The 12,017-nt window shown below is 62.4% G+C and carries 10 protein-coding genes; 3 read left to right on the top strand and 7 right to left on the bottom strand.

Annotated elements, in window-relative coordinates; translation table 11 throughout:
- Positions 1–31: 31 nt before the first annotated feature.
- Positions 32–754 carry a uroporphyrinogen-III synthase gene (locus R3X27_RS00120; RefSeq protein ID WP_317706774.1) on the bottom strand — a complete coding sequence of 241 codons (723 nt, stop codon included), beginning with the start codon at positions 752–754 and terminating at the stop codon, positions 32–34.
- A 57-nt stretch (positions 755–811) separates the two neighbouring features.
- Between R3X27_RS00120 and tsaD the strand changes: the two genes are divergently transcribed.
- The 3 genes from tsaD to R3X27_RS00135 all read left to right on the top strand — a co-directional run bounded on the left by tsaD (position 812) and on the right by R3X27_RS00135 (position 5,429).
- A complete protein-coding gene (gene tsaD, locus R3X27_RS00125) occupies positions 812–1,915 on the top strand; it encodes a tRNA (adenosine(37)-N6)-threonylcarbamoyltransferase complex transferase subunit TsaD (protein ID WP_317706775.1) in 1,104 nt (367 codons plus the stop codon).
- Between the two features lie 525 nt (positions 1,916–2,440).
- The gene (locus tag R3X27_RS00130; protein ID WP_317706776.1) at positions 2,441–4,771 is read left to right on the top strand and encodes a cache domain-containing protein; all 2,331 of its coding nucleotides are present in this window, start codon (positions 2,441–2,443) and stop codon (positions 4,769–4,771) included.
- Positions 4,764–5,429, top strand: a complete 666-nt coding sequence (locus tag R3X27_RS00135) for a response regulator transcription factor (protein ID WP_317706777.1) — start codon at positions 4,764–4,766, stop codon at positions 5,427–5,429. The genes R3X27_RS00130 and R3X27_RS00135 overlap by 8 nt, the downstream gene beginning before the upstream one ends.
- Positions 5,430–5,481: 52 nt before the next feature.
- Here the strand turns inward: R3X27_RS00135 and R3X27_RS00140 are convergent, their stop codons facing one another.
- From R3X27_RS00140 to flhA, 6 genes are all read right to left on the bottom strand, one after another.
- Complete coding sequence (locus R3X27_RS00140; RefSeq protein ID WP_317706778.1) at positions 5,482–7,245, bottom strand: SulP family inorganic anion transporter; 1,764 nt, start codon at positions 7,243–7,245, stop codon at positions 5,482–5,484.
- 55 nt (positions 7,246–7,300) lie between these two features.
- On the bottom strand, positions 7,301–7,582 hold the full coding sequence (locus R3X27_RS00145; RefSeq protein WP_317706779.1) for a helix-turn-helix domain-containing protein: 282 nt from the start codon (positions 7,580–7,582) through the stop codon (positions 7,301–7,303).
- 113 nt (positions 7,583–7,695) lie between these two features.
- On the bottom strand, positions 7,696–8,037 hold the full coding sequence (locus R3X27_RS00150) for a hypothetical protein (RefSeq protein ID WP_317706780.1): 342 nt from the start codon (positions 8,035–8,037) through the stop codon (positions 7,696–7,698).
- Positions 8,038–8,074: 37 nt separating this feature from the next.
- Entirely contained in the window at positions 8,075–9,160 is a 1,086-nt protein-coding gene (locus tag R3X27_RS00155) for a flagellar type III secretion system protein FlhB (protein ID WP_317706781.1), read from the bottom strand.
- On the bottom strand, positions 9,160–9,930 hold the full coding sequence (locus R3X27_RS00160) for a flagellar biosynthetic protein FliR (protein WP_317706782.1): 771 nt from the start codon (positions 9,928–9,930) through the stop codon (positions 9,160–9,162). The genes R3X27_RS00155 and R3X27_RS00160 overlap by 1 nt, the downstream gene beginning before the upstream one ends.
- The gene (flhA, locus tag R3X27_RS00165; RefSeq protein ID WP_317706783.1) at positions 9,927–12,017 is read right to left on the bottom strand and encodes a flagellar biosynthesis protein FlhA; all 2,091 of its coding nucleotides are present in this window, start codon (positions 12,015–12,017) and stop codon (positions 9,927–9,929) included. The genes R3X27_RS00160 and flhA overlap by 4 nt, the downstream gene beginning before the upstream one ends.

The raw sequence follows: 12,017 nt of genomic DNA on the forward strand, positions 1-12,017 counted from the left end.
GGGCCGAACTTAGCTTGGCGCAGGGATCGCCTCAAGCGGAGGTATCTGCGTCAAACAGCCTGACCATTGTCTGGAGGATTCCCTCTGCGTCCGGGGACGGCGCGGTCAGGCAAATCTCGCCGTCGCGCGCGGACCAGGCCGCCCGGGTCGCTTCACTGATGCAGATCGCGTGAACAACCGCCCGACGTTCCCCCGCTTCCTGCGCCAACAAACGCGCGGATCGCGGGGAAAACAACGGCGCGACAATGGTTTCGTCGCTTTGGAGCAGACGAGAAGCCGGACCGGAGAGCGGCCGGGCCGCCTGATCGTAAACCTCGACAACGCGCGCGTCATGACCCGCCGCGCACAACCGTCCGACGATATCTCCGCGCCGATGCCGTCCCGCGACATGGACAAGCGCCCCGGCAGGATGACTGGACAGCAACCGATTCACCAAATTCTCCGCGTCTTTTTCTACTCCAGCTACTAGAAATCCTGCGTCTTGCGCACGCAAAGCTGTTCGGGCGCCGACACACCAGACGGGGTGATCGGGTACGAAATCCCGTTCAGCGAGCACCGCCACGCCATTCTCCGAAGTGAAGATCGGAATATCGTTCGATCCGGGCGGGTCCTCGAAGGGAAGCGGAACGATCTTCATCAAGGGCGAAACGACCACATGGGCAAACCGGCCCAGCCGCGCCTCGCATTCGGATTGAAACCGTAGCGCTGCTCTTTCCGGCCGCGTCAGGAGCAAGGACGTCGCGCGCAGGTTCACTTCAGCAGGTTTCCGAACTATCTGGGTTGCGTAGTCCTAACCTCCGGTCCCCTCCCAGTGCAACATTCAGCTTCAGACAAACCGCTCACGATCCTCGGGATAGAAAGCAGCTGCGACGATACGTCGGCGGCAATCGTTCGCTCGGAGCAAGACCGGATCCTCTCCAATGTCGTGACCGGGCAGGCGGAATTGCACGCGGCCTTTGGCGGCGTCGTGCCGGAGATCGCCGCGCGTGCCCATGCCGAGAAGCTGGATGTCACGGTTCAGGCGGCACTTGAGCAGGCAGGTCTCGGGCTCGATGCGCTGGATGCGATTGCGGTGACCGCCGGGCCGGGCCTGATCGGCGGCGTGCTCTCCGGCGTGATGTGCGCGCGCGGGCTGGCGGCGGGGAGCGGGCTGCCCCTGATCGGCGTCAACCACCTCGCGGGCCACGCCCTGACCCCGCGCCTGACCGACGACATTGCCTTTCCCTATCTCGTCCTGCTCGCCTCGGGCGGCCATTGCCAGTTCCTGCTCGTCGAGGCGCCGGACCGGTTTCACAGGGTCGGCGGCACAATCGACGACGCGCCCGGAGAGGCGTTCGACAAGACGGCGCGCCTTCTTGGGCTGCCTCAACCCGGGGGCCCGAACGTCGAGACGGCCGCTCTGGATGGGGACGCGCGCCGGTTCGCCTTTCCGCGCCCACTTCTCGATCGCGCCGGCTGCGACATGTCTTTCTCCGGCCTGAAGACCGCCCTGTTGCGAGCGCGCGACGCTTGCATAGCCGAACATGGAGGCCTCCTGCGCAAGGATCGGGCCGATCTCTGCGCCGGTTTCCAGGCGGCGATCGCCGACGTGCTGGCCGAGAAGAGCCGACGTGCCCTGGAGGGGTATCTGGCGCTGTCACCGGAGCGCCGGACCATGGCGGTTGCCGGCGGTGTTGCCGCGAACCAGGCGATCCGAACCCGCCTCACTGAACTCTGCGCGGAGATGGCGGTGCGCTTCGTTGCACCGCCGCTCCGGCTCTGCACCGACAATGCCGCGATGATTGCATGGGCCGGGATCGAGAAGATGCGCCTTGGCTTAGCGGAGGACCGTGACCTGGTCGCGCGTCCGCGCTGGCCGCTCGATACCCGCCAGGCAGCCCTTCTCGGCTCCGGGAAAAAGGGCGCCAAGGCCTGAAAACCGGCATTTCTTCCTCCGTCAGCAGGACAGACCGGTTTCTGTTCACGCGCCCGTCGGTGCCGCAGCACCTCCCGGAAATGAAAAAGGAGACCGGCATCACACGCAAGGCGCGACACCGATCTCCCGTAACCGGCCTCCGAAGAGGCCACCACTCACACAAACAGGTTATTGACTAAGGACTTTTGCAAAAAAACTCGTACCAACAAAATTCGTCACCAAGGGAGGATGTCCTTTTGAGGCGACCGGGCTGCCTGAACATAAAATCCAACCGGCTTGAGACTATGAATCTCACAATTCCTGAGCTTTGGAAATTCGCAGCATTGCGTAGGCAAACCTACCTATTTGCTTGTTTCGCCCCGATGCCGGCGATAGTTTGTCGCCGCTGCAAATGCGCCGGAACCCGAAATCGAATGCTGGGAGAGATGGTGAATTGACCAATGGGGAACCGTCATGGCCCGCCGCCGACGCCACCCTCGGAGCACATCCTTGTCGGGGCATGAGTTCGCGCCGCGAGGCCGCGCAATGAAACGATCTCTCGGACCGCTCCTGGCGCTCGGCTTTGCTGGCATCCAGTTCCTCGCCGTCATGCTGGTTGTGTTCTCGTCTTACCTGTCCTCGGAGGCCGCCCTTGTCGGGCATGCGCGGAAAATCCTGCGCGATGTCGGCACGAACACGATTGAGCATTCCCGGAGCTTCCTGAGCCCGGCCCGCGGCGCGGCGGTTCTGGCCGCCCGGCTGGCGCAAAATGAAGTGGTGGCAAGCGACGATCCCAGCGAGCTCGAAAAGCTCCTGTTCCAGCAATTGCAGCTTGTGCCTCAGGTCTCCGGGATCTTCTTCGGGACCGAAGAGGGCGAGTTCTACTATGTCATGCGGGATGAGAAGACCGGATTGATCCGCTCCAAGCTCGTCACTTTTCCCGAAGGCGCGCGGCGCACCGAGCTGATCTGGCGCGACACGGATTTCAGCATCGACTCCCAAAGCCTCGACCCACAGGACAACTACGATCCGCGGGTGCGCCCCTGGTACCAGCAAACCCAGGCCGAAATGCGCTCCGTCTGGACTGATCCCTATATTTTCTTCACCTCGCAGCGCCCCGGCATCACGCTCGCCGCGCCTGTGACCAACCCTGACGGAAGCCTGCTCGGTGTCATGGGCGTCGATATCGAGATCAGCTCGATTTCCGATTTCCTGTCCCGGTTGAAGATCGGAAGGCGTGGGCAAGCTCTGATTATCAACGAGAATGGCGATGTTATCGCACATCCGGACAAGTCGCTGATCAAGACCGGAAATGCTGACGGGACCTATCGCTTTGCCACCATCGGGGAGCTCGGCGACCCGATCGCGCGCGCCGCCTTCGGGCCGCTGTTCGAGGCAGGCGCGCCACCGGGACGCGCCACGCGGAGCGACTTTCAGTACGGCGACGAAACCTATGTCGCGCAGGTCATGCCCGTCGGCAATGACATCATGCCCTGGACGATCGCGGTCTACGCGCCCAAGAGCGACTTTACCGCCGAGATCGAGCAGAACCGCGCCGTCAACATCTGGATTGCCGCCGCGCTGGCCATCGCCACCGGGTTGGTCGGCCTGATTCTGGCCAATCTCGTCTACCGCCCGGTGCGCGCCTTCGCGGTGCGCTCGGCCCTGGTTGCACAGGGCGAGCTCGACCCGTCCGAGCCGCTGCCGCGCACCTATGGCGAGCTTGAACGGGCCAATGACGCGCTTGTCCAGGAGATTGCCGAACGCCGCAAGGTGGAGCAGGAATATGGCCAGACCTTCGAGATGGCCTCTCGCGGAATGGCACAAATCACCGCCGATGATGGCCGTTTTCTGCGTGTCAACAAGCAGTTCTGCGAGTTGACCGGCTATTCGGCCGCTGAGTTGCTCGAGATGCGCGCCACTGATCTGGCCATGCCCTCAGACCCGACCGGTATCGCCCAGGCCAGAGACCTGAGTAAATTCAACCTGCCGCTGCACACGGAGCTGTGTTGCCGACGCAAGGACGGCGAGCCGGTCTGGCTGCAGGTCAACGGCATCGTGGTGCGCGACCAGGCAGGCACGGCGCTGCATATCGTGCTCTCCGTCGAGGACATGACCCGCGCGCGCGACCAGGACCACCAGATCCAGACATTGAACCGCGAACTCGCCCACCTGGCCCGGACCACCACCATGTCGCAACTCGCGGCCGGACTGGCCCACGAGTTGAACCAGCCGCTCGCCTCCATCGCCCAGAATGTTGACTCCGCGATGCTGACGGTGGCGCAGATGGGAACCGAAAACAAAGACCTTCAACTGATTCTGAGCGAGATCGAAGAACAGGCGATCCGCGCCGGCGAGATCATCCGTGCGCTGCGTGGCTTCATCGGGCGCGACGAAGGCGGACGAAGTGCATTCGACGTCGCCTTGCTGGTCGAGCAATCCTGGCGGCTCGTCAATGCCGAGGCCGCCGAGATCGGCGCCCGGATAGAAACCGAGCTGGAGGGGCTGCCACTGGTCGAGGCAAACCGGGTGCAGGTCGCTCAGGTACTCGTGAACTTGCTGCACAATTCGATCGAAGCGATGGCGACGGACGCTGACTCCGGCGCGCCGCTGATCCGTGTCGGGGCCAGCCTCTCGGACAAGATGGTTACCGTCTACGTCGAAGATAGCGGTCCGGGGTTGGATCCGACGATCCGCCTGTTCTCCGATTTCGAAACCACGAAGCCAACGGGAATGGGGCTGGGCCTGTCCATCAGCCGCTCGTTGGTGGAAGCCAATGGCGGCAAAATCTGGCATGATAGCAGCTGCGCTTCCGGCGCGCGTTTCTGCTTTACCTTGCCTGTTCACGGCACGCATGGAGAGAAAAACGATGTCTGAGCCGGCCTTGACGGTTTTTGTGGTCGATGACGACCCGGCGATGCGGAACTCCCTTCCGCGCACCCTGCGCATGCGCGGCTACGAGGTCGAAGTTTTCGCCTCGGCACCGGACTTTCTGGAGCATCATGACGGCAAGACACCTGGTTGCCTGGTGCTCGACCTGCGGATGCCGGAGATGTCCGGGTTGGAGTTGCAGCAACGACTGGGTGCCGGCGCGCACCTTCTGCCGACGATCTTCATCTCCGGCCATGGCGGCATTCGGGAATCTGTACAGGCGATGAAGGGAGGGGCGATGGACTTTATCGAGAAACCCTTCAGAACTTCAGCCCTTGTGGAGCGGATCGAGGCTGCCTTCGCGAAAGTGCGTGATCGGCTGGAGTTGCAAGACAGATGCGCCGATATCCGGATGCGTTTCGAGCGGCTGACGGCCCGTGAAGCCGAGATCGTTTCCCGGATCGTGGCTTGCCCGGCAGAGATCAGCAGCAAGGAGATCGGCCGCCATCTCGGGATCAGCCCGCGCACGATCGACCATCACCGGGCTCGGATCCTCGAGAAGCTGGAGGTCCGGTCCACCGCCGAACTGGTCGGCCTTGCCGCCAGGATGCAACGGGATTGCGGCGACCCTCTCTTCGTTCTGGCAGCGCCTTCAGAGGATTGAGAGCTCCCCCACTGCCTGCGGGGCAGTCTTGGGACCGACGGTTTCGGTCAAGTCACGCAGGATTTGCCAACGGGTTGGACGCGGACATGGAGGCCGAGCCTCCGCTTTCATGCCTTTCATCTTCTTCCTTCATGGAGAGCAGCGCAGCCTCCACCGTCGGTGCATATCGAACCTGTGGCCGACGTAGCCCGCGCGCCAGAAACGCGCGGCGAATGGCGCGATCTGCGCCTGTCAGCCAGAGAATCACGCCCTGCCGCTCTGCTTTGCGCGCCAGTTCCGCGATCATCTGCGCCCCTGTGGAATCGAGGAAGGGCACGGCCGAGAAGTCGATCACAAGCGCCTTGTGGTGATCGTTGATCCGGTCAAGCACGGTGCCGATCGACGCGGTAGCACCAAAGAAGAGCGCGCCCTTGATTCGGTAGACCACGACATCCGGATCAGCCGCCAGTTCCTCATGATAGGCTCCGCGCGGCGACGTGCTGTCCGCGAGGTCTCCACTGACCAGCGGCATATGGGAATCCACCTCGGTTGCCTGCGCCATACGCTGGATGAACACTACTGAACCAATGGCAAGGCCAACCACGATCGCTTCCGTCAGATCGCGGAAGATGGTCAGAAGGAAAGTGGCGGAGAGTACGGCGATTTCACCTCGCCCAGACCGAAGGAGGGTCCGAATCGCCGTCTTCTCAACCATCTTCCAGGCGACAACAACCAGCACCCCGGCCAGCGCCGCGAGCGGGATAAAGGCGGCCAGAGGCGCGGCCACCAGCATGACGATCAGCAGGAAGGCCGCGTGCAGAATGCCAGAGACCGGCCCATGCGCCCCTGAGCGAACGTTGGTCGCCGTCCGCGCGATGGTACCGGTGACACAGAAGCCGCCAAAGAGCGCCGATCCAAGATTCGCCACCCCCTGCGCAACCAATTCACAATTTGACCGATGGCGACGCCCGGTCATGCCGTCGGCCACAACCGCCGAGAGGAGCGATTCAATGGCCCCGAGCAACGCGAAAGAAACGGCAGACGGCAGAACGGCGCGAACCTTCACTGGCGAGAACTCCGGCAGGCTCGGCATTGGCAGGGTCGAGGGGATGCCACCGAATTTCGACCCGATGGTCTCCACCGGCAATCCGAAGACCCGCACCGCAATGGCCGCAAATGCGACGGCGATCAGCATGCCCGGCCAGCCCGGACGAAGCTTCCCGAGCCCAACGATGATTGTCATTGTCACGGCCGACAGGCCGAGAGCCGCGGGGGTCAGCGTATCCCGAACCTGCCAGAGCGCCGGCAGTTTGTCCGCAAGTGCACCGGGTTCCGCGACCAGCGAGAGACCAAACAGGTCCCGCAACTGGCTGGCGAAGATGATCACCGCGATCCCGGCCGTGAAACCGACCGTGACCGGGAAGGGAATGAACTTGATGAACGTGCCCAGCCGCAGGAAACCTGCCGTCGCCAGCAGCAGGCCCGACAGGAAAGTCGCAAGGATCAGCCCGTCGATCCCATGTTCCGCCACGGTGGCCGCGACCAGCACGATGAAGGCCCCTGCCGGTCCGCCGATCTGGAACCGCGAGCCGCCGAGCAACGAGACGAAGAAGCCGCCGACAATAGCTGTGATCAGCCCCTGTGCAGGCGTCGCCCCGGAGGCGATGGCAATTGCCATCGACAGCGGCAGGGCAACGACCGCAACCGTCAGTCCGGATGTCGCATCGGCCCGCAAATGCGCCAACCCGTAACCCTCTCGCAAAACGGTGACGAGTTTCGGTGTGTAGAGTTCGGCGAAACCGGGAGTCTGGTTCCGCGCTTGCGTGCTGGAGTCCATGTCTTGCCGCGCCTTTTCGAAGGAAGCGGCGGGATCGTCGGCATATCGTCGGCGGTCACCGTCGCAAAGATTGCTTGTCAGTTTCCGGATCCGGGGATGTCAGCCGCACGCCACGTCCTCCCGTCGTCGACGCGCTCCCCGGACCAATCAGTTCGACACCCGCCGCGTTCAGCGCCTCGACCACCCGGATCAGGCTGTCCACGACACCGCGGACATTGCCCGGGCTCGCCTCCATGCGCTGGATCGTCGGCACGGACAGTCCCGACAGCTCGGCCAGGGTTTTCTGGTCGAGTCCGAGAAGCGCCCGGGCGGCGCGCATCTGTGCAGATGTGATCATATTGATGCCTTTGGCAGGATAAGTCGCCGTTAAAGTAAAAGAATTGATATGTCAAACATCAATATAGATATTATTTCCACGAACGCCTTGAGCTGCTCGCTATAGTCGTGCGCTCAGCCCTTGGGATTTCGCGGCATCTGACGCAGCAGCTTGTCGAGTGCCTGGTCCTTGGCAAAGGACTTCCTGGCAACCTCCTGCTCCTTGGCGAGGTCTGCGCGAACACGCGCGAGATCCATGTTCAACCGCGCACGTTCTTTTTCCGACCAGCGCATCCAACGCGCGGCGGACACGATCACCGCGCCATCTGTCTCCCCTTCCCCAGTGACCATTTCCATGCAGCTCTCGCGATCTTTCTGCAGGTTGCCAAGGCGCGCGGATGCCGCGCGCTCCGCCTCGGCCTTGTGTCGCAACATCTGGCTGGAGGCGAGCCAGACCGCCTCCGTAACCTGTTTCAATCTCTGCAAGTCCTGTCTGCGATTCCTCATCCCGGCCTCAATCGATGAACCTCTTGCGCGCCTTGGCCCGCATTTCTTCGGCGAAACGGATGGCCGCCGCGACAGGACGGTAGTGATCCGGATGGATCTCCTGACCGATCTCCGTTGCTGCGAAGATAGCACGTGCGGTCGGTGGATCGCGCTGAATCGGAATGCCGGCCTCCATGGCCACTTCGCGGATCTGGGCGGCGACCTCGTCCACGCCCTTGCCAACACAGATGGGCGGTCCTGTGAATGTTGTGTCCCATTTCAGCGCGACGGCGTAGTGCTCGGGATTGACGATGATCACGTTCGCCTCTTTCACATCTGCCAGCATTGAGTTCAGGGCGATTTCCTGGGCCCGCTGACGCCTGGCCATCTTCATGTAGGGATCGCCTTCCGACTCCTTCATCTCGTCCTTGAGTTCCTTGTGGGACATACGGTTTCGGCGAATATGCTCGGCGTGCTGGAAGAGCAGATCGATGCCGCCGATCGAGCCAAACACGATGACGATGATCGTCAGGAACTCCGTTGCCAGCCGCGCCATCAGCTGCGAGACACCGCCGGGCGTCGAGGTCATCGTGGTCACGATCATGTCCATCCGTCGCGACAGGAAGAGTGCAAGGACGCTCGAAACAATCACGAGTTTCAGGAAACTCTTGGCAAACTCGAACAGTCCGGAGCGCCCGTATTTGTTCTTTGCATTCGAGACAGGCGATATTCGTGACAGCTTCGGCGCGAGCTTACTCGGCGCAAAGACAAGGTTGCGTTGAGCCAGCAGGGCGGCAATCACGAGCAGGCCCGGAGGAACGATCATAGGGACAAGGCCGGTGCCGAGTTCGCGCAGGAGGGAGGCCGCATCCAGCGGCACCCCCATATGGGCGCGTGTCGCTGAGGAATGTCCGATCCGCCCAAGGATCGAAACCCCCAGATCGCCAAAATGACTTCCGATCCATGGCCCCATAACGACGAAAGTGATCAGGATCGTCCCGTAAGAAATCGCGGCGTTCACATCCTGCGAGCGCGGGAGGTCCCCTTTCTTGCGTGCGTCGTCGAGCTTCTTTTGACTGGGTTCGTGTTGCTTGTCTTGTTCGTCGTCAGCCATCACCGCACTCCGAAAGCATCGCCGAGCACGCCGTGAAACGCATCGAGCCAGATTTGCAGGAGGAAGGGAGCGAGCATGGCGAGCATGGCAAGCCCGGCACCGGTAATTGCCGGAGCACCAACGAGGACGACCATCAGTTGCGGCATCGCGCGATTGATGGCGCCGAGCGCCAGGTAATAGATGAAGGCCGAAAGAACGAAGGGCGCCGCGAGACAGAAGGAAAGGCGGAAACAGTAGGAGACATGCGCGACGGCGAACTCGGCGAGATCGGCGGGCTGCAGAACGGTGCCGGTCGGGAATTGTCGGTAGGTGTCGATCATGGCCGAGATGACGAAAATGTGCAGGTCAGCCATGACGGCAAGGGCGATACCACCCATCACCAGCACATGGCCGATGGCCGGCATCGGCTCTGTCGCGGACCCACCGAAGATCTGGGCAAGGGAGGTCGATTGCGCCGCCATCGAAGCCGCCATCTGCAACACAATGATCATGAAACGAAGCGTCAGGCCGAGCACGACACCGATCACGGTCTCCGACAGGATAAGCGCAAAGAGCTCCGCGCCGTCTGGCGGGAAGGCGACATCCGGCACGGCCGGGAAAACCATGAATGTGAAGGCAAAGGCGACCGAGAGCTTGACACGCTGCGGAACCAGCCGTTCTCCGAAGGCAGGAAGGAAGGAAACGATCGCGCCGATCCGCAAGAAGACCACGACGGCCTGCAACAGGCCCTCTTGGCTGATTGCAAGAAGGTCCGGCGGCAACTCGATCATGCGGGAACCACCCCGACCATGGATGGACGGGCATCGAGGCCGATCTCCTCAAAGGACAGAACAGGAGACATTACCCCCTTCGCGGCCAGCACGTTGTTCAGGAACCGACGTCGGCGGCTGGAGGTGACGAGCGCCGGGTAGACACCGGTCTCCGCTGCGCGGGCAAGTCTCTCCGACACACCGGCAGCGAGGCGACCGAAATCCTCGGGAGGCAGAGCAACCTCATTCGTCCCGCCCGGACCGTCGATCTGGTAGGTCGTGAATCGTTCCTCCCATTCCGGCGCCAGTTGCAGGAGCGGGAGGGTCCCGTCTTCGCGCCGCAACTCTGAGATAATCTGGAAGCCGAGGCGCTGACGGACATATTCGCAGATCGCCTCCGGTGTCGTGAAGCTGCCGCGCGCTTCTGAGATCGCCTCAAGGATCAGTGGCATGTTGCGGATCGAAACCTGCTCATCCAGCAGCAGCCGCAGGACTGCCAGAAGCATGTCGATAGGCACCCGATCGGGGACAAGCTCGTCGATCAGCTTACGGTTGGCCTCAGCACGGCGCGAATCTGACAGATTGCTCAATTCGCTGAGCAGCCGGCGAAGCGCCTTGAGGGTCATGAGGCGGGAGAAGTTGCGCTTGATGACTTCGAGAAGATGCGTCGCAAGGACTTCGGTCGGCGTGACGATGGTGGTGCCATCCAGCGCAACCTCTTCGCGTTGCGCCTGAGAAATCCACCGCGCCGGCGCACCGTAGACCGGCTCACTCACGGACTCGCCCTCGGGATAAGGATTGTTGGGGTCGGAGACGAGCGCCAGAACATTGTCGGGCCGCAGCTTGTCGCGCGCCTGCTCGACGCCCTGGATCCGCAGCACGTAGGTCCCGTGTGGCAGGCCGGCATTGTCAGTCAGACGCACCTCGGGCAGGACAACGCCGAACTGCGCAGCGACGTGATTGCGCATATTCGAGATCCGGGCATCGAGCCCGGTCCCCGGATCGAGCACCATCGACACCAGATCCGGTGCGAATTCGAGGTGAATGTCGTCGAGATCCAGCAGGTCGCCGATCGGTTTCTCGCTCGGGGCAGCATCCGGCGACTCCTCGGGTTGGTTTTCTTGCGCGTCGGCCTCGCGTTGTCGCTGCAGCCCCCGAAACCCTGCGTAGAAAAGGGCAGCCGAGCCCAGTACGAAGGGCAAGAATGGAAAGCCGGGAACGACGGCAAAGACGAGCATCAGGGACCCGACAGTGATCAGTGCAGCGGGGAAACGGCCAAGTTGCTTGAAAATCGCCAGGTCCGTCGCGCCTCTCTCGCCACCGCGGGCGAGCAGGAGGGCCGAAGCCACGGAAATGATGACCGCCGGGATCTGCGAGACCAGGCCGTCGCCGACGGTCAGGATCGCATAGGTCTCCAGCGCCTGGGAGAGCGGCATCCCGTGTATTGCGAGCCCCATGATCAGGCCCATCACGAGGTTCAACAGCGTGATCAGCAATCCGGCAATCGCATCGCCCTTCACGAATTTCGACGCACCGTCCAATGATCCGAAAAAGGTCGTCTCTGCCTGTTCGAGTTCCCGCCGCGCCTTGGCGGTTGCATGATCGATCGCCCCCGCCGACATGTCGCTGTCGATGGCCAATTGCTTGCCCGGCATACCATCGAGCGCAAAACGGGCGCCGACCTCGGCCATCCGGGTCGCACCTTTTGTGATGACGATGAAATTCACGATCAGGAGGACGCAGAAGACGACCAAACCAAGGAACACGCTGCCGCTCATGACGAACATGGCGAATCCCTCGATCACGTCGCCCGCGGCACCGGTGCCGGTATGGCCCTGCCCGATGATGAGCTTTGTCGAGGAGACGTTGAGCGAGAGCCGCAGCATCAACGATGCGAGAAGGATCGTCGGAAAGGCCGAAAAATCCAGCGGCCGCTCGATGAAGAGCGTCACGGTGAAGATCAAAATCGCGAGTGCGAAGGAAGACGCCAGGCCGAGATCCAGCACCCAGGCCGGCATCGGCAGGACCATCATGACGATGACCGCCATCAATGCGACGGAGAGCAGAACAGTCGGGTTGAAGATGCTCCGGAGGTTCAGTTGCTCCAT

It is taken from the genome of Tropicimonas sp. TH_r6, assembly GCF_033101155.1.
In the GTDB taxonomy this organism is placed as follows: domain Bacteria; phylum Pseudomonadota; class Alphaproteobacteria; order Rhodobacterales; family Rhodobacteraceae; genus Tropicimonas.